This window comes from Stutzerimonas kunmingensis, from assembly GCF_021432085.1.
Classification (GTDB): Bacteria; Pseudomonadota; Gammaproteobacteria; order Pseudomonadales; family Pseudomonadaceae; genus Stutzerimonas.
Map to the genome: position 1 here is coordinate 4249826 of NZ_CP090366.1, position 17907 is coordinate 4267732.

Genomic DNA, 17907 nt, shown 5'->3' on the forward strand with positions numbered 1-17907 from the left:
ACGCTCTGGCACGGTGCGAAAGCGTCACGCCCGTGCCAGGCATTAATCCCGAGCGAATTGCTCGTGCTACGTCTTTTACATCATCCGATGGATGTTCAAGGGTGTCCGCCGCGTTCAAGAATCGCGACCACTGTCATCCGGTACACGCCAATGGCCCGTTACGCCCTGCCCCGCGCCACATCACTGTCTGCCCTGGTTGCCTGCTTGGCCTGCGCGCCGCTAATGGCCGCCGACCTGATGGACAACGGCGATCTTTCACCCCTTGGCACCACCGCCACCCAGCTTGCGGTTCAGCTGACCGACGCCAAGGCCGCCTACATCCAGCAGCTGGGCCAGGGCAATCTCGCCGAGCTGACTCAGAACGGCCAGGCGTTGAGCGCGCAGATGCTGCAGCAGGGCGGCGACCAGGAAGCCTTCATTCTGCAGCACGGCGATAACCTGATGGCGGTCATCGAGCAGGTCGGCCAGGGCAACTACGCCGAAATCCGCCAGACCGGCAGCGACAACCAGGCCAGCATTAGCCAGTACGGCGCCTATAACGATGCCCGCATCGAGCAGACCGGCCAGGGCCTGCGCAGCGCAGTGACGCAATACGGCGTCGGCCAGCAGATCAATATCGTGCAGGGTCGCTAGCGATCAGGAGAGTTCATGTTCAAGCCTACGGCAATTGCCACCCTGCTCACTCTCGCCGCTACTCAGGCCGTGGCGCAGAACAGCATCGAACTGGAGCAGGTCGGCACGAACAACGTCGCCGAGCTGCAACAGACCGGCCTGGTCGAGTCCAGCACCATGGATGTCAGCCAGATCGGCAACCTCAACACCGCCAGCATCACGCAGATCGGCGAGGCCTACTTCAAGGTCGCCAACCTGCAGCAGATCGGTAACGCCAACGTCGCCACCATCGAACAGACCGGACGTACCAGCACGGTCGATGCCAGAAGCATCGGCAACGGCAACCAGATCACCGGCAGCCAGACCGCCTTCGTCACCGCACAGATCGAGCAGCGCGGCGACGACAACGTGCTGACCTTCGACCAGCAGGGCTACTTCGAAGGGTCGCGGATGAACGTGTCCCAGGACGGCCTGGGCAACCTGGCCGACATTTACCAGGGCGACGGCAATCGCATGAACATCGCCCAGGCCGGTACCTACAACATCGCCGAGATTCAGCAGAACGACTACCACAACGAACTCGACTTCACTCAGAGCGGCGACAGCAACCGGCTCACGGTCGACCAGAACGGCTTCGGCGGCCGCATCAGTGGCTCGTCGACCGGCAGCGGTAACAGCGTCGACATCGCCCAGAGCTTCATGTCCAACCAGGCCACGGTGACCCAGAACGGCAACGACAACCTGGCGAGCATCGAACAGGGCAACTACGGTCATCAGGCCACCATCACCCAACTGGGCAGCGCCAACGAGGCGATGATCCGCCAGAGCCTGCCGGCCAATGACTTCACTCGCCTGCCCGGCGCCGCGACGATCCACCAGAGCGGCACCGGCAACAGCGCCACCATCGTCCAGCAGTAGCGCAACCACCCTCCAGCCACGGACCGGCTTCAACGGAAACAGAACGGATGCTGACCATGACCCTCACCACCTGGCTGCTCGCAGCCACCCCCGCCCCTGCCGATGCACCGGTAGCCGTCAGTTTCGAGCTGCAACCGGCCGAGCAAAGCCGGCTTTCGCTCGCCCTGTGCTTCAAGGGCAGCGGGCAGCAGGTCCGCTTTCGTCTGAAGGTGCGCTCCAGTGGCAGGGCCGGCAATGCCCAGACCGCGCAGAGCGGCACGCTGATCGCCACCCCGACGCAGCAATGCCCGCTGAACAACCGCCTCGGCATCGCTGACGACACCCGTGTCGAGGCCGAGCTGCAGTGGTGGATCGACGATGCCGAGCAGCAGCCGATCCTGCGCAGCTACCCGGACGACGACGCCGATGTGGACGACGAAAGCGAGCCGGAACAGATCGCGTGAAGGCCGAAAGCGGACCGACGGCGCACCAGGTGGCGCTCGTTCAGCGCAGGTTCAGCTGGGGTTCAGCCCGACTGACCGAACGGCACTCCCGCACGGCTCTGGCCGCTGCTAGAGTTCGCTGCCGAGCTATCTGCAGCCCATTGGAGGGCGCATGTCACTGGATGACCGCAAGAAACTCGTCCGTCAGCACATCGACCTGACCTGGAACCGCGGGCGCCTGGCGCTGGCCGAGCACCTGCACAGCAAGGATTTTCTCTACAAGAGCTCCTTCATCGGCCGGCCGCTCGCCAGCGCCGAGTTTCTCGACATGGTCCGGCAGATCCGCCACGCCATGCCGGAACTGGAAGTGGTGGTCGAGGAATGCATCGCCGAAGGCAACCGGGTGGTCACCTGGAGCACGCTGATCGGCACCATCGAGCAGCCGGCGTTCGGCTATCCGCCCAGCGACAAGGTGCTCAGCATTTCTGCCATGGCCTTCTGGACCATCACCCCAACCCAGCAGGTGCAGGAAATCTGCACCATGTTCGACATGGAAAGCTTTCGCGCCCAGCTGGGCCTGGATACCCGGCCCTACGCCGAAAAAGCCCTGCCCTGATCCGATCGCTCACCACAGCCAGCCCAGCCACAACAGCGCCACCAGCAGCCAGGCACTTAGGGTCAGGGCGCCGCGTTCCCACTGCCGATTCCAGCGTCGTTCGCGCGCCCGCCAGCGGGTCCGCTCGAGCTGCATTCCGGGTACGGGCAGTGGCGGCTGGCGCAGCAGGCGGGTGAGGTACAGCGACGCCCACATTGCCGGATTGGGCAACTGCGCCAGCCGCGACGGCACCCTCCAGCCACGGCGCAGCGCCAGCAGCGTCAGACCCAGAGCTGCCAGCAGCGGCCAGAGTGCCGCCCACAGGCCCGCGGGATACACCCCAGCCAGCAGCGCTTCGCGCATGGTCGGCCAGAACCAGGGCACGGATAGCGACGCGATGCTGAGCAGCGCCCACGGCAACCACTGGCCGAGTGGCGCGCGGGCGCGGACGTGCTGCTGATCGCGCCACATCAGCCAGAGCGCGCGCCAGAGCAGCAACGCGGTGGCGAAGCTGGCCAGGGTCAGCCAGGGCAACCAGGCGACGAAGGCGCTTTCATGCCAGGCCTCCTTCAGCAGGTACTTCATTGCCGCGCCGCTGGTGAACGGCGCGCCCATGATCGCCAGCGCCGGCAGCATCAGCAGCACCCAGCCCAGACGCGACAGCCGCCCTTCGTGGACCATCCCGGCGGCGAGGAACAGCGCGCCCTTGGCCAGCCCGTGATGCACGCCGAACAGCACCAGCACCGTCAGCAGCGCCGCAGAGGGCGCCTCCAGGCTCCAGGCCAGCGCCAGGATCATCAGCATCCAGCCCATCTGGCTCACCGAGGACCAGGCCAGCACTGCCTTGGACTTGGCCGCGCATAGCCCCAGCGCAGCCGCATAGAGCGCGCCGAACAGGCCGGCGATCAGCAGCGGCGTGCTCCAGGCCGCCAGCGTCGGATCGCTCTCCGGCAGGCAGCGCCAGATGCCGAGAATGCCGGCCTTGAGCATCGCCCCGGAGAGTACCGCGCTGGCCGGCGCCGGTGCCTGCGGATGGGCCAGCGGCAGCCAGACGTGCAGCGGCCAGAACCCAGCCTTCAGGCCGAGCCCGAGCACCAGCAGGGCCAGGGTCAGGTGGTCGATCGGCTGCGCCTGCCAGGTGGCGAAGTCGAAGGCCTGTTCGGTGCTGTGACTGCGCAGCAACAGCCCGGCGAGCAGCAGCATCTCGCCGCAGATCGCCAGTTGCAGATAGAGGCGTCCGGCCCGCCGCGGGCCCGGTCCACCGCGCTGCACGATCAACCCATAGGCCGCGAGGCTCATGGCGCTGAAGCCAAGGTAGAAGCTCAATGCGTCGGTGGCGATGATCAGCAGCAGATTGCCGGCCAGCGCCAGTTGCCAGAATGCCCAGAAGCGCAGCCGCTTCCGATCGGTGGCCAGGCTGCTGTTGGCAAAGGTCGCCGCGCAACTCCAAAGCACGGCAGTAAAGCCCAGCCAAGTGCGGGTCAGCATATCGCTGGCACCCCAGCGCACACCCTCCCAGAGCCACGGCAACTCCAACGCTGGCGGCGGTTGCAGCGCTGCCAGCAGCGCCGGCGCACAGGCTAGCCACAGCCACGGCAGGCTGCGTTCGCGCAGCCACAACAGCAGGACGCCGCCGAGCAGCGGTGCGAAGGGCACCAGCAACCAGAGCCAGGCGTTCATATGGCGAACTCCCGCTCGACGATCAACTGGCTCCAGCCCAGCGGGCTGAGCGCGGTGGCCGCCAGCAGGCCGACCAGCAGCGACAGCAGCGCCGTGAGCAGCGGCGGCAGCAACAGCATCCAATGAGTTTCGAAACGCTCATCGGCCCAGCGGTTCTGGTGCCAGTCCGCCGGCTCAGCGAACCAGCCCCGCCACAGCAGCGGCAGGAAGTAGGCGGCATTCATCAGCGCCGAAACGAGCAACACCAGCAGCACCCAGTCCTGACCGACTTCCAGCGCGCCGAGACCGAGCGTCCATTTGCTGATGAAGCCGGCAATCGGCGGAATGCCGATCATGCCCAGCGCCCCGATGGAAAACGCCGTCATGGTCCAGGGCATGCGCCGGCCGACGCCGTCCATCTCGCGGATGCGATGAATGCCCAGGGTCTCGGCGAAATTGCCCGCGCAATAGAACAGCGTGACCTTCATCAGCCCCTGATGGACCAGATGCACCAGGCCGCCCACCGCCGCGATCGGCCCGAGCAGCGCGACGCCAAGCGTCACGTAGGACACCTGGCTGATGGTCGAGTAGGCCAAGCGCTTCTTCAGCTCCTGCTGCTGCAAGGCGCGCAGCGAGCCGTAGAGGATGGTCGCCGCCGCCAACCAGAGCAGCGGCGTGGTGAGATCCAGTTGCGTCAGCGCCTCGGCGCCGAAGACGTCGTAGACCACCCGCACGATGCCGAAGGCCCCGGCCTTCACTACCGCCACCGCGTGCAGCAGCGCACTGACTGGTGCCGGGGCGACCATCGCCTGCGGCAGCCAGCCGTGCAGCGGGATCAGCGCCGCCTTCACGCCAAGGCCGAGAATCAGCAGGGCGAAGGCCATGCGCAGCCCGAGGTCATGCTCGCCGACTACGTCCAGCAGGTAGCCGGCCGCCTGGAAATCCGGCGTGCCGGCCAGGCTGTGCAGCAAGGCCACGCCCATCAGCACCAGCGACCCTCCACCGACGGTGTAGGCCAGATAGACGCGCCCCGCGGCGAGCGACTCCGGCGTGCCGCGATGCACCACCAACGGAAAGGTGGCCAGGGTCAACAGTTCGTAGAACAGCAGGAAGCTGACCAGATTGCCCGCCAGAGCCAGGCCCACCGTGGCGCTGACGCAGAGGCTGAAGTAGCCGAAGAAGCGCGAGCGCAGCGGCGAGTTTCCAGGTAGCCGATGGCATAGATCGTCGTCACCGCCCACAGCAGCGATGACAGCGCGACGAACAGCAAGGCCAGCGCATCGGCCTGCAGTACCAGCGGCACGCCCGGCAACAGTGGCACGCTGAAGCGGTACTCGCTGCCCTGGCTGACGCCATAGAGCATGGCCGACCAGCACCAGCTTGAGCGTCACGCCGAGCAGGTTGAGGGTCACACGCAGGCGCTGCTGGTCCTCGCGCAGACCGAAGATCACCAGGCCCGGCAGCAGCGAGCTGAGCACGATGCCCAGTGGCAGAAACGCATGCCAGCTCATCGCCCGAGCCCTCCCAGCCAGAGCAACAGGGGCTCGCTGATAAGCGCCAGCCCCCAGACCAGCAGCGCCGGCAGCAACGCCAGCCACTGCGCCAGACGGTCGGCATGAATGCTCGGTGGATTCGGCCGGGCACGGTCGAATCCATGGGCGACGACGCGAAACACGTAGGCCGCCGACATCAGCGTGCCGAGCAATGCGCCCAAGGCCCAGGGCCAGTGCTGCGGCCGTTCGAACAGCGGCTGCAACAACAGCCACTTGGCCAGGAACCCGCCACTGGGCGGCAAGCCAATCAGGCTGCCGCCGGCCACGGCGAACGCCGCCAGGGCGATCGGCACGTTCTGACTCGCGCCTTTCATGCCGCTCACCCGTTTGCTGCCGAGAATGCTCTGCAATTCGCCGGCCGCGAGGAACATCGAAACCTTGGCCAACCCGTGGGCCAGCACGAACAGCCACAGGGCCGCATGCAGGCGCGGTTCGTCCAGATGCAGCAACAGCCCCAGTGCCAGCAGCGCGTAGCCCAGCTGGGCGACCGTCGAGTAGGCCACCAGCGTCTTCAGTCGCGGCGCGCGCAGCGCCGACCAGCCGCCGCCGACCAGCGCCAGCACACCGGCGGCGCCGAACAGCAGGCCGGCGTCGCGGCCGAATTCAGCCGGGGCAATCTCGCTCCAGATCAGCCAGAGGATGTACAGCGGCCCCTTGACCACCAGCGCCGAGAGCAGCGCGCTGACCGCAGTCGGTGCCGCGGCGTGGGCCGGCGGCAACCACAGGTGCAGCGGCCACAGCGCGGCCTTGAGCATCAGCCCGAGAGTCATCAGCAGCAGCGCCAGATGGGTAACGCCATCAGCTTCGGTCAGTTGCGCCAGCACGGCCAGGTCGAGCACGCCGTAGCGCCCGTAGATCAGCGCCACACCGAGCAGGTAGGCCAGCGAGCCGGCCAGCGACAGCAGCAGGTAATTCAGCGACGGCTTCCAGGCCTTGCGGCCGGCCAGCGACACCAGCGCCACCGCGACCAGGCTGAGCAACTCCAGCGTCACGTAGAGGTTGAACAGGTCTGCCGACAGCCACAGCGCGGCCAGTGCCGCGTGCAGCAGGCAGGACAATGGCCAGTAATCCTGAGTCCCGGCGGCATGTGCGATGCGCGCCGCGTACAGCGCCACCAGCAGGTGCAATCCGGCAGTGAACACCAGCAGCAGCGTGGCCAGCGGGGTCAGGCGGAAACGGATCGCCAGCCCCGCCTCCCAGCCACCGACCAGCAGGCTTCGCTCGCCATGATCGAGCACCACCTGCAGCGCCATGATCGCCGCCAGGAGCGCGCCCAGGCTAAGCGCGATCACCCAGCGGCCGCTGCGCGCCGGGCGCAGCAGGATCAGCAGCAAGGCACCGGCCAGCGGCAGCAGCAGGCTGACCAGGGCGGCGTTCATCGCTCTTGACCCTTCGAGGTGGCCAGCGCACTGCTCAGGCGCAACGCCAGGGCGGTCGCACTCACCGCCACCACCAGCCCGGTGACCACCAGCGCCACCAGCAGCGGATCGCCCGGATCATGACGCGCCGCCAGGGCGATCATCACCAGAAACACGCCGCTGCCCATCAGATTGATGGCGATGATCCGCCGCAGCGCATGGCGCAATGTGAGCAACCCGTGCAGGCCGAGCAGCCAGAGGGCGAAGCCGACGGCGATCCAGAACAGCGTGGCGCTCATGACTGCGGCTCCGGGTCGTCGCCGATCACCAGCAGGCTCAGGCTCGCGGCGATGGACAGCGTCGCCGCGGCCTCGATGACGACGATCAGCGGCTTGGCCCAGCCGGTCGGGTACTGCAGCCAGCCATCGCCAAACCAGGCGCAGGCTGCCGCCACCGCGACGAACAACAGCAGGCCGACCAGCACCAGCAGACGCAGCGGCCAGAAGCCCCAGCGCAACGCCGGCAACGCACCGGCCAGACGCAGCAGGACGATGCCGGAGGCCAGCAGCGCGCCGGCCTGGAAGGCACCGCCGGGCGAGGCGGCACCACGCCAGAGCACATAGCCGCCGGCCAGCACCAGCAGCGGCGCGAGGGTTCGGCCCCAGGCGCGCAGCATAGGCCAGGGCTCGCTCAGCTGCGGCTGCAGCGATCCGAGCTGCCGAGCACCGAGCAGGGCCAGCAGCAAGACGGCCAGCTCGAGCAAGGTGTCCCAGGCACGGAAGTTGAGCAGCACCGCAGTGACCGGATGCTCGACGCCGCTCTGCGCCAGCGCGGCATCGATCTGCGTCGGCACACTCGGTTGCAGTTCGGCCAGCGGCGCTAGCTGCGGCAACACCATCAACAGGAGCGGCAGCACCACCGCCACCGCGGCCAGACGCCGGCGGCGCGACAGCTGCGGCTCGCTACCGGCCCGTGGCTGACGCGCCAGCGCGGCGAACAGCAGCACACCGGTCAGCCCGGCGCCGATGGCGGCCTCGGCCAGCGCCAGATCGGCCGCGCCCAGTCGCGCCCAGACCAGCGCCAGCACCAGGCCGAAGGCGATGAACAGCAACACGCCGGCATACAGCTGGCGCACATGCAGCGCGCCACCGGCCAGACCGAGCAGCAACAGGCCGAGGACCGCGTCCAGCAGCCAGTCAGTCATCGCCGTCCTCCTCGTCGGATTGACGTGCCAGCAGCTGACAGGCGGTGGCGCCGGAGGCGAGCACCAGCAGCCAGATCAGTAGCATCTGCGCGACTTCCAGCACCCCGCCAGCGCGCAGCGAAAGGCCGGCGACCACCAGGCCGAGGCCGAGGGTGTCGGCCTTGGTCAGCGCGTGCAGGCGACTCAGGGTATCGGGAAAGCGCAGCAGACCGATGCTCCCGGCGGCGAAGAACCCCAGCCCACCGGCCAGCAGCAGCCAGCTGAAGAAGTCGAGCAGTTCACTCATGGCGGCTACGTCGCAGCAGCTGTACCAGCGCGGCGCTGATCATCGCCGCCAGCAGCGCCAGCACCAGCGCTGCATCGCGCAGTGCCGGCGCGCCCTGCCACTGCGCCAGCACCAGCAGAAGCGCCGCGCCGGTGGTGCCGAACAGCTGCACGGCAAGCAGCCGGTCGACCCGCCGCGGGCCGAGCAGTACGCGCCACAGGCCGATGATCAGGGTCAGCAGCAGAAGTGCGCAGAACACTGCCATCAAGGCCGCCCATCCACGCCCAGCAGCCGCTCCAGGCGCCGTTCCAGTTCGGCCACGGTGGCTTGCCAGGGCAGGCGCTCATCCAGCACGTGCACACGCATCTCGTCGGCATCGACTCGCGACGCCAGGGTCCCGGGCAACAGCCCGACCATCGCCGAGAGCAACAGGCGCACCCGCGGCGACTGGCTGGTGAGCGGATAGGGATGCCACGCCGGCTGCAGCGGACAGCGTGGCTGCAGCGCACGCCGCGCCACATCCCAGCCACCGAGCAGCATGTGCTTGAGAAAGAAGCCGAGAAACGCCGGCAGCGCCGCCAGGCGCATGGCCATCGGGCGCAGGCCGAGCCAGAGGCTCAGCGCGACGGCCAGGGTGATCGTCGGCACACCCAGCACCCAGCCCTGCCCGGCAGCGAACAGCGCCCAGAGTGCGGTATAGAGCAGTGACCAGAAGAGTGCGTCGGTGGCTCCGCGACGCCATGCGGCCTGTGTCATCACAACCTCCTTGGCATTCCGATCTTTGTTACAAGTCGAGGCCAAGAGTTCGCCGCTGTCCACCAAACACCGCGAAGAGCCTTGTATCAGCAGATTGCCGTTCGGCCTGGCCAGCGGCGCTGCACCGCCTGTTTCTCCCAGCTGCGGCCCGCGGCAGGCTCAGCACAGGTGTCTCAGGAACCAGTCGCCGGCCAGCCGCGCCACCTCTTCCAACGTGCCGTGCTCCTCGAACAGATGCGTCGCGCCAGGCACCATCACCAGCTGATGCACGCACTGCAGGCGTGCAGCCGCCGCTCGGTTCAGCTCCAGCACTTCGAGGTCGCCGCTGCCGACGAGGAACAGCGAGGCCGCCTTGACCCGCCCCAGCGATAGATCCGCCAGGTCGACCCGGCCGCCACGCGAAACCACCGCGGCGATGTCCGCCGGCCGCGAGGCGGCGGTGGTCAGTGCCGCGGCGGCGCCGGTGCTGCTGCCGAACAGGCCGATGCGCAGATCGTGCAAGCGCGCATCGCTGCTCAGCTGGTCGACCACGCCGCTGAGGCGCTGGCTGAGCAGCGGGATGTCGAAGCGCAGCTGCCGGGTGATCTCGTCAATGGGCTGCTCGTGCTTGGTGAGCAGATCGAAGAGCAGGGTCGCCAGCCCCATTTCGTTGAAGCAATGCGCCACGCTGCGGTTGCGCGGGCTGTGCCGGCTGCTGCCGCTGCCGTGGACGAACACCACCAGGCCGGTGGCCGCGGGCGGCAAGCACAGCTCGCCGTGCAGGCGTGCCTTGCCGAGCGTGAAGCGCATGGGTGTCGCCGCAAGCGCGGTCATGCCGCCTGCCCTCCCTTGGTCCACGCGCGCTGCAGCAGCTCCACCACCTGACGGTCGGGGGTCTGCTCGAAATGCTCGTACCAGCGGCCGATGGCATACAGGTCATGGGGTACATGCAGGCAGACGACGCGATCCGCCAATTTTTCCAGCTGCGCGATGCTCTGCGCAGCCGCCACCGGCACCGCAACGGTGATGCACGTCGCGCCCAGGTGGCGCACCGCCTGCACCGCGGCGCGCATGGTCGCGCCGGTCGCCAGCCCGTCGTCCACCAGGATCACGGCACGTCCGGCGATGAGCGGCGGCGGTCGTTCACCGCGATAGGCCTGTTCGCGCCGCTGCAGCTCGTGGGTTTCCTGGGCGATGGTGCCGTTGATCTCGGCCCTGGAGACGTGGATGTACTGCACGATGTCGTCGTTCATCACACGCACGCCGCCGCTGGCGATGGCGCCCATGGCCAGTTCGCGATTGCCCGGCGTGCCAAGCTTACGCACCACCAGAATGTCCAGCTCCAGGCCCAGCCGCTGCGCCACCTCGAACGCCACCGGTACACCGCCACGCGGCAGCGCCAGGACCAGCGCGTCGTGCCAGTCGGCTTCCTCTGCCAGGCGCTCGGCCAGCGCCTCACCTGCCTGGACTCGATCGTAAAAGGGGATCTTGAAGGTCATGGCAGGCTCCTCGGTTTGGCACGGGCTGTATTGGAGTCTGGCTCAAGAATCGAGTGCCGGTACGCCATCTGCGACGAACAACCCGTCTGGCTGACCGGCTTCGAAGGCCACCGATCGGAACGGACGTGGACAAGGTTACAAATTCATTGCCGCCGACTCTCTGACGCCATTAAAGTGCCATCACCGATTGCCGATAACTTGGGTAGACCCGTCGAATGCGCTGCCACTGCACGGCGGCCAATGCCTGGGATGGATGATCAATGACCGAGAAGAACAACAAACCAGCGCCATGGCGTATGCGCAGCACCCTGCTGATGACGGTCAGCCTGCTGTTTCCCTCGACTCCCGTGCACGCGGCCGAACACCTGACGCTGCTGACCTGGGAGGAATACCTCAGCGAAGCGGTGATCGAACGCTGGCAAGCCGAAACCGGGGTCGAGATCAGGCAGATCTACTTCGATAGCGGCGACAAGCGCGACGAAGTCCTCGCCAAGCCCGAGCATCGGATCGATATCGCCCTGACGGAGCTGATCAGCGCCTCGCGCTTTGGCGCCCGCGGCCTGCTGGAGCCGATCGACGACAAGCAGCTGCCGACGCTGCGTCATGTCCCGCAACGCTGGCGCGACAGCTGCGGGCGCTACGGCGTGCCCTACCTGTGGGGCACGCTCGGCATCGCCTATCGAAGCGATCGCCTGGAAAGCGCGCCACGATCCTGGAAGGACCTGCTGCAACCGGCTCGCGCCGACGAGCCACACATCATCATGATGGAGGATCACGAGGACATCCTCGCCAGTCCGCTGATCCTGCAGAACCATTCGATCAACACCTCGAACAACGACGAACTCAAGGCCGCCTTCGATCTGCTCATGGCCCAGTCCAGCGCCGTGCTGACCTACGAGTACGTGATCACCTCACTGCGCAGCCAGCGCTACCTCGACCAGGCCGACATGGCCCTGGCCTACAGCGGCGACCAACAGGTGCTCAACGAAGTCGAAGGGGTTGATGACGAGCCCTGGCGCTACGTAGTGCCCGAAGAGGGCACGCTGCTCTGGGTCGATTGCCTGTCGATACCGGCCGGCACCGCGAAGAAGGCGCTGGCGCGACGCTTCCTCGACTTCCTCCAGCAGCCGGAAATCGCCGCCCTGAATGCCGCCGATCTGGGCGTCGCCACACCGAACGCTGCGGCGCGGGCACTGCTGCCGGCGGATATCCGCGCGGATTCGACCATATACCCGGCGGAAGCGGTACTGGAGAGAAGCCAGGTCTACGAGACGCGACCGCTGGAGGGCACGCAGACGCGGCGGCGCATCATCAGTGCACTGATCAACGCCCATGACGCTAGGTAAACGCACGCTGCTGGTGATCTTTCCGGTCATTCTGATCATCCAGCTGGTTGCCTCGACCTCCGCCTACCTGACCCAGCGCGCCTCGCTGCTGGGGCTGGAGCAGGCGCGCCTGGAGCAGCAGCTCTCGGCGCTGACCTCCGCCTACCTGGACTACGAGGCGTTCAATCGCAGCGTGCTCTACTCGATCATGGATAGCGAGGCGCTGCTGCTGTTCCTGCGCGAGTCGGACACCGACTTTCGCAACGACACCCTCGGGCTGCGCATCCAGCAGAGCATCCGCTCGCTATCCAATACCGAGCTGACTTTCGTTTCCCTCGCCGTCGTGCAGCCCGACGGCAGGCCGGCCTACTACTTCGAAAGCAGCCTGTCGCCATTCGCCTCGATGAATGCGAGCCAGCAGCGTATCGTCAGCGAAGCCAGACGGTCATCGGCATCCGGCAACACCCTCTATGTGGAGCAGGCCGATGACGACCCGCTGCTGATGAACACCGACTTCATCCTGCCGGCCTCCAGCAGCCGACCACTGCCGAGCCAGCGCGCTGAGGCCTTCGCCATTCAGCTGGCGGTGCGCCCGGAGCGCTTCCTCAAGCTCAAGCGCAGCCTGGAAAGCGAATACGGTGCGCCTGTCGAAATCTCCGACGAGCCGTTGCCGGCGGTCGCCGGGTTGTCCGCCGGGGTTTCGCTATCGCGCTCGCTGCATGCACGGCTGACACCGGCGCCACACTACACCGCCGAGCGCCTGCAGACCCTCGGGCTCGCCTTCATCGCCGGCGGTGCGCTGATCTGTCTGATCTCCATCGGCCTGCTGCTGTGGCTGATCCGCCGTTCCATTACCGGCCCCATCAGCCAGCTGGACGACCAGCTCACCGACCTGCTGCTGTGCAAGCGCGACGCGCTCGACGAGCCGACCGATGGCGGCGAGATCGGCCGGCTGACGGTGAACATGAAGACCCTGCACGACCGCAACACCGAAGCGCTGCAACGCATCCGCGAAATATCCTGGGAGGACAGCCTGACCCAGGTCAGCAATCGGGCGCACTTCGGCGTGCTGGCCAATACCATGTACGAGCAGTGCATGCGCACGCACAAGCGGCTGGCACTGCTGTTTCTCGATCTGGACAACTTCAAGCAAGTCAACGATCAATACGGCCACGAGGCCGGCGACGCTCTACTGCGAATCTTCGCCCAGCGTGCCCGCGGCGTGCTCGAACGGCATCGCACCGACTACCCGCAGACGGAAACGGCCCTGGCGCGCCTGTCCGGCGACGAGTTCGCCATCCTGCTGCTGAGCGAAACCGGCGACGGCGGCCTGCAGCAACTGTGCGACGCGCTGCTCGGCCTCTGCCGCGGCGGGTTTCGTCTGGAGGATCGCCTGTATCCGGTCAGCGTCAGCATCGGCACCGCCTGCTACCCGGAAGATGCGGACTCGATCACCCAGTTGCTCACCCGTGCCGACACTGCCATGTACCAGGCCAAGGCCGAGGGCAAGAACACCGCGGTGGCCTTCAGCGGCGAGCTGGAGCGACGCAACGAGCGAATCCGCCTGATCGAAGACCAGCTGCGCGAGCTCGACGGCGACGACCAGCTGCGGCTGGTCTACATGCCGGCGCTCGATCGCGAAGGCGCAGTGGTCAGTTGCGAAGTGCTGCTGCGCTGGCATTCACCGATCCTCGGGACGGTTTCGCCCGGCGAATTCATTCCCATCGCCGAGCGTGCCGGGCTGTTCCCGAAGATCGACAGCTGGGTCATTGATCATGCCCTGGCGGAGTACCCGAAACTGGTGCAGCTGTTCGGCGAAGGGGTGCTGCTGGCGATCAACGTGTCCTCCGCGCAGCTCAACGACGACCGCATCTGCCGCTATCTGGTCGAGCGCGCCGCCCATCACGGCGTCGAGCCGGGCAGGATCGAGATCGAGCTGACCGAAACCTACGCCGCCGAGCTGTGCAAGAACACCATGGAAGTGGTCCAGGCGATTCGCCGCGCGGGCTTCCGCGTCGCCATCGACGACTTCGGCGTCGGCTATACCTCGATCCAGCAGCTGCTCGAGTACCCCGCCGACACCATAAAGCTGGACATGGCGATTATCACCCGGCTGACCCGCCCGGAGATGCAGCAGAGCCTGAGCGCCCTCATCGCCTTCTGCCACGCCCAGGGCAAGCGCGTGAATGCCGAGGGCGTCGACAACATGGAAAAACAGTCGGCACTGCTGCAGGCCGGCTGCGACCTGTTCCAGGGCTACCTGATCTCGCCGCCGCGCTCGCTGGCAGCACTGGAGGACTGGATGGCGGTACGCAACCGCGCCCACGGCGCGCTGCGTCTGGAGCCGCTGCCGCCATCGGCTAGCCCGCTAGCCAACCCGGCAGCAGTCAGCAGCGACTACTAGATGGAATCCTCCTCGGCAGCGCCGGCGGGATTGGCGCGCGTCGACATGGCGAGGATTTCCGGCACCACGTCGCGCGCGAACACATCGTGCAGCCGGCGCAGCTCGGCGAACGGGTCTGGATGATGGTCGACGCGGATATCCCAGAGCGGGTATTCCTCGTTATCGACCACATACACCGTTGCCGATGATTCGCCATGGCGATCGCCACCCTGGGCGTCGCCGGCAGCGATCGCCGCCATCAAACGCTCCACCAGTGGCTGATGCGCGCTGCGCTCATAGGCTTCGCAGGCGGCCTCCAGCACCTCGCGCCCCTTGAGCCGGTTACCCTGCACACAGAACTGTTCGCCGGCGATCGAGCCGGCCCAGGGCAGGCACTTCTCTCCAGTCCAGCAGGCCGTGCGGCCCTTGCTGTCGATCACCGCGCACTGGCGCTGGCTCATACAGGGATCGGTGCGCCGCAGCCGCTCCAGCACCTCGGCCGCCGGGCTGAACTGGCGCAGGAAACGCAGGCCGTCGATACCCAGGTACGGATTGATCTGTGCCTGGGTCGCCACCGCCCCGACATGGGCCGCCGCGTGGGTCAGCAACTTGCCCACCGCGGGCATCGCCGTGGCCGCAGCCACGCCGAACTGACCGGTGCGCGGGCAGCGGGCGATGATGGAAAAGGTCATGGGCGTGCTCTCTGGATTCGTCAGGAGTTAGGCCGATGCAGAGGGATAAACGTTCCGGTGAGCGTTTGCGAGCCCGTCGACAGCGTACCGACGAATGGCTGTGACGCCTCGCACCTTGTCACCGCACCAGTGCTGGCACATTGCCAAAGGGATTTGTAGACTCGCCACCGCTCGGCACGGCTGCAAGGAACGGCAACGCGACCGGCGAAACGGCCAGGCACGATTCCCAGCCAAGCATCAGCAGGATCCGACACATGGAAGCGTCCGAATACCTACCCCGCCCCGCCGGCACCCGGCCGCATCGCCTGCAGCCGATTGCTGAAGCAACAGCACACATTCGCCCCAAGCCAGACCACAGGGACCTGTGACTCGGCGTCATTGATCGAGAACCCGATATGAAGAAGCATTTGATGGCCGCGCCTTTGATTGGCCTGAGCATCCTGTTTAGCGGCTGCGCTACAGAGCAGTCGCGTACGCTGGAGGTCGCCAAGGTGACTTCGGCACAGAGCGTCTACCATGGCCAGCGCAGCCCGATTGCGGTGGGCAAGTTCGACAATCGTTCGAGCTACATGCGCGGCTTGTTTTCCGATGGCGTCGATCGCCTCGGCGGCCAAGCCAAGACCATCCTGATCACTCATTTGCAGCAGTCGAACCGTTTCAACGTCCTCGACCGCGACAATATGTCCGAGATTGCCCAGGAAAGTGCCATCGCGGCCAGACGCGCAAACCTGCGCAGTGCGGATTTCGTCGTCACGGGCGACGTTACCGAATTCGGCCGCAAGGAAGTCGGCGATCATCAGCTGTTCGGCATCCTGGGCCGAGGCAAATCCCAGATCGCCTACGCCAAGGTCAACCTGAACATCGTCAATGTCAGTACCTCCGAGGTGGTTTATTCAGCACAGGGCGCTGGTGAGTACAGCCTTTCCAACCGTGAAGTTATCGGCTTCGGCGGCACCGCCAGCTATGACTCGACGCTCAATGGCAAGGTGCTGGATCTGGCCATCCGCGAAGCGGTGAACAACCTCGTCACCGGCGTCGACAGCGGCGCATGGCGCCCCGTGCAATAACCCTCAAGGACGAGAACGATGAATACCTATCTGAGAACCGGCGCGCTCGCAGTCGCACTGCTGTCGCTCGCCGCCCTGACTGGCTGTGCCAGCCAACCGAAAACCCTCTACCACTGGGCCGGCTACGAAGAGCAGGTCTATGAGCACTTCAAGAACGAAAAAGGCCCGCAGGAACAGATCGCCGCACTGGAAGCCAGCCTGCAGCAGGCCCGCGCGCGGGATGTGACGCCGGCACCGGGCTTTCACGCCCACCTCGGCATGCTCTACGCCGAAGTTGGCAAGGGCGATCAGGTTCGCCAGCAGTTTGAAACCGAGAAAACCCTGTTCCCAGAGTCCGCGCCCTACATGGACTTTCTGATGCGCAACTTCGAGAAATAAGAGGCCATGATGCCAAACATCAGTCTGAAAACCCTGCTGGTGCTCGCTGCCCTGAGCGTGCTCGGCGGCTGCGCGACACCGACACCCTACGACTACAGTGCATTCGAGCGGAACAATCCGGCATCGATTTTGGTATTGCCCCCGGTCAATCGCTCACCGGACATCAAGGCCAGCTACAGCGTGCTCTCGCAAGTCAGCTACCCGCTCGCCGAAGCCGGCTATTACGTGCTGCCGGTGGCTGTGGTGGACGAGACGTTCAAACAGAACGGCTTGATGAATGCCGACGAGATGCACATGGCCCCGCCGGCGAAACTTCGCGAGATTTTCGGCGCGGACGCAGCCCTGTATATCGAGGTCACCCGTTACGGCAGCAGCTACAAGGTACTGACTAGCGAAGTCGCAGTGGAAGCGCACGGCAAGCTCGTCGACCTGCGCAGCGGCGACCTGCTCTGGGAAGGGAAGGCGCTGGCCAGCTCGGCGGAAAACCAGAACCAGAGCAGCGGAGGCCTGGTGGGCATGCTCATCACCGCAGCCGTCAACCAGATCGTCAACACCCTCAGCGATCGCGGCCATGAGATCGCTGGCATCACCAGCCGTCGCCTGCTGACTGCCGGCATCCCTAACGGCATTCTCAGCGGGCCCCGCTCGCCGCAACACCCGAGCCGGTTGGCCAGCCGCTAACCAGGTGTCATGCGGGCGGCCGCGTAGAGAACGCTCAGCCGCCCTTGCCGCTCAACCCTGGCGCAGCGAAAGGCCCTTGAGGAAATTGCGCAGCAGCTGATCGCCGCAGGCGCGGTAGTTGCTGTGGCCGGGCTTGCGGAACAGCGCGCCGAGTTCGGATTTCGACAGCTGCAGGTCGGCGGCATGCAGGATCGCCTGCAGGTCTTCGTCGCGCAGCTCGAAGGCCACCCGCAGTTTCTTCAGGATCTGGTTGTTGCTGACCGGCAGCTCCAGCGGCGGTGCCGGACGGCTTTCGTCCTTGCCGCGCTTGAAGTAGATCAGCCCGTCGAGAAAACGCGCCATCGCTTCGTCCGGGCATTCCTGATAGCCGTCCTCGTCCTCGCGGCTGAGCCAGGCGCGAACCTCGGCATCGTCCACCGTGCAGCCACCCAGGGCGGCAATTTCGGCCATCTGTGCATCACTGGCCTTGAGGGTGTAGCGCAGGCTGCGCAGGACGTCGTTATTGAGCATGTTCGCTCCTCACTGAGAAAAGGCCGGCAGTGTGCGCTTTCGGGCGCCTTG

The 17907-nt window shown here is 66.3% G+C and carries 20 protein-coding genes and 1 pseudogene; 9 read left to right on the forward strand and 12 right to left on the reverse strand.

Annotation, left to right across the window (positions count from 1 at the left end):
- Positions 1-150 precede the first annotated feature (150 nt).
- The 4 genes from LW136_RS20280 to LW136_RS20295 all read left to right on the forward strand — a co-directional run bounded on the left by LW136_RS20280 (position 151) and on the right by LW136_RS20295 (position 2568).
- Positions 151-633 carry a curli production assembly protein CsgB gene (locus LW136_RS20280; protein WP_125896656.1) on the forward strand — a complete coding sequence of 161 codons (483 nt, stop codon included), beginning with the start codon at positions 151-153 and terminating at the stop codon, positions 631-633.
- Positions 634-648: 15 nt separating this feature from the next.
- Positions 649-1530: a hypothetical protein gene (locus tag LW136_RS20285; protein ID WP_234173872.1), complete on the forward strand. Its 882-nt coding sequence runs from the start codon at positions 649-651 to the stop codon at positions 1528-1530.
- Between the two features lie 47 nt (positions 1531-1577).
- Positions 1578-1973 (forward strand): hypothetical protein, encoded by a 396-nt coding sequence (locus LW136_RS20290; RefSeq protein WP_234173874.1) that lies wholly within the window; start codon positions 1578-1580, stop codon positions 1971-1973.
- Between the two features lie 151 nt (positions 1974-2124).
- Positions 2125-2568 (forward strand): ketosteroid isomerase-related protein, encoded by a 444-nt coding sequence (locus LW136_RS20295; RefSeq protein ID WP_221104187.1) that lies wholly within the window; start codon positions 2125-2127, stop codon positions 2566-2568.
- A gap of 9 nt (positions 2569-2577) precedes the next feature.
- Here the strand turns inward: LW136_RS20295 and LW136_RS20300 are convergent, their stop codons facing one another.
- The 10 genes and pseudogenes from LW136_RS20300 to LW136_RS20345 form a co-directional block, all read right to left on the reverse strand.
- Positions 2578-4227, reverse strand: a complete 1650-nt coding sequence (locus tag LW136_RS20300; RefSeq protein ID WP_234173875.1) for a complex I subunit 5 family protein — start codon at positions 4225-4227, stop codon at positions 2578-2580.
- Positions 4224-5717, reverse strand: a pseudogene (locus LW136_RS20305) (complex I subunit 5 family protein). Before LW136_RS20305 ends, LW136_RS20300 begins: the two are co-directional and overlap by 4 nt.
- Entirely contained in the window at positions 5714-7138 is a 1425-nt protein-coding gene (locus LW136_RS20310; RefSeq protein ID WP_234173877.1) for a complex I subunit 5 family protein, read from the reverse strand. The pseudogene LW136_RS20305 and the gene LW136_RS20310 overlap by 4 nt, the downstream one beginning before the upstream one ends.
- Positions 7135-7416, reverse strand: a complete 282-nt coding sequence (locus LW136_RS20315; RefSeq protein WP_234173879.1) for an NADH-quinone oxidoreductase subunit K — start codon at positions 7414-7416, stop codon at positions 7135-7137. Before LW136_RS20315 ends, LW136_RS20310 begins: the two co-directional genes overlap by 4 nt.
- Complete coding sequence (locus LW136_RS20320; RefSeq protein WP_023444517.1) at positions 7413-8321, reverse strand: hydrogenase subunit MbhD domain-containing protein; 909 nt, start codon at positions 8319-8321, stop codon at positions 7413-7415. The genes LW136_RS20315 and LW136_RS20320 overlap by 4 nt, the downstream gene beginning before the upstream one ends.
- Positions 8314-8607, reverse strand: coding sequence for a cation:proton antiporter (locus LW136_RS20325; RefSeq protein WP_014821872.1), 294 nt, complete (start codon positions 8605-8607; stop codon positions 8314-8316). The genes LW136_RS20320 and LW136_RS20325 overlap by 8 nt, the downstream gene beginning before the upstream one ends.
- Positions 8600-8851 (reverse strand): monovalent cation/H+ antiporter complex subunit F, encoded by a 252-nt coding sequence (locus tag LW136_RS20330; protein WP_044314691.1) that lies wholly within the window; start codon positions 8849-8851, stop codon positions 8600-8602. The genes LW136_RS20325 and LW136_RS20330 overlap by 8 nt, the downstream gene beginning before the upstream one ends.
- Entirely contained in the window at positions 8851-9342 is a 492-nt protein-coding gene (locus LW136_RS20335; RefSeq protein WP_234173881.1) for a Na+/H+ antiporter subunit E, read from the reverse strand. The genes LW136_RS20330 and LW136_RS20335 overlap by 1 nt, the downstream gene beginning before the upstream one ends.
- 159 nt (positions 9343-9501) lie before the next feature.
- Positions 9502-10155 (reverse strand): dienelactone hydrolase family protein, encoded by a 654-nt coding sequence (locus tag LW136_RS20340; RefSeq protein WP_234173882.1) that lies wholly within the window; start codon positions 10153-10155, stop codon positions 9502-9504.
- Entirely contained in the window at positions 10152-10820 is a 669-nt protein-coding gene (locus tag LW136_RS20345) for a phosphoribosyltransferase (protein ID WP_234173884.1), read from the reverse strand. Before LW136_RS20345 ends, LW136_RS20340 begins: the two co-directional genes overlap by 4 nt.
- Before the next feature lie 260 nt (positions 10821-11080).
- Between LW136_RS20345 and LW136_RS20350 the strand changes: the two genes are divergently transcribed.
- Positions 11081-12166, forward strand: a complete 1086-nt coding sequence (locus tag LW136_RS20350; protein ID WP_234173885.1) for an ABC transporter substrate-binding protein — start codon at positions 11081-11083, stop codon at positions 12164-12166.
- Positions 12153-14549 carry a putative bifunctional diguanylate cyclase/phosphodiesterase gene (locus tag LW136_RS20355; protein WP_234173887.1) on the forward strand — a complete coding sequence of 799 codons (2397 nt, stop codon included), beginning with the start codon at positions 12153-12155 and terminating at the stop codon, positions 14547-14549. The genes LW136_RS20350 and LW136_RS20355 overlap by 14 nt, the downstream gene beginning before the upstream one ends.
- Here LW136_RS20355 and LW136_RS20360 read toward each other — a convergent pair.
- Complete coding sequence (locus LW136_RS20360) at positions 14546-15220, reverse strand: DUF1028 domain-containing protein (RefSeq protein ID WP_234173888.1); 675 nt, start codon at positions 15218-15220, stop codon at positions 14546-14548. The genes LW136_RS20355 and LW136_RS20360 overlap by 4 nt on opposite strands.
- 395 nt (positions 15221-15615) lie before the next feature.
- Here LW136_RS20360 and LW136_RS20365 point away from each other — a divergent pair, with 395 nt between their 5' ends.
- From LW136_RS20365 to LW136_RS20375, 3 genes are read left to right on the forward strand one after another with little or no spacing between them, the layout of a single operon-like run.
- Positions 15616-16287, forward strand: coding sequence for a CsgG/HfaB family protein (locus LW136_RS20365; RefSeq protein WP_090521812.1), 672 nt, complete (start codon positions 15616-15618; stop codon positions 16285-16287).
- A gap of 18 nt (positions 16288-16305) precedes the next feature.
- On the forward strand, positions 16306-16665 hold the full coding sequence (locus tag LW136_RS20370) for a DUF4810 domain-containing protein (protein ID WP_045666569.1): 360 nt from the start codon (positions 16306-16308) through the stop codon (positions 16663-16665).
- Positions 16666-16674: 9 nt separating this feature from the next.
- The gene (locus tag LW136_RS20375; RefSeq protein WP_234175292.1) at positions 16675-17346 is read left to right on the forward strand and encodes a DUF799 domain-containing protein; all 672 of its coding nucleotides are present in this window, start codon (positions 16675-16677) and stop codon (positions 17344-17346) included.
- A gap of 51 nt (positions 17347-17397) precedes the next feature.
- Here the strand turns inward: LW136_RS20375 and LW136_RS20380 are convergent, their stop codons facing one another.
- Complete coding sequence (locus tag LW136_RS20380; protein ID WP_125861078.1) at positions 17398-17856, reverse strand: YehS family protein; 459 nt, start codon at positions 17854-17856, stop codon at positions 17398-17400.
- Positions 17857-17907 lie beyond the last annotated feature (51 nt).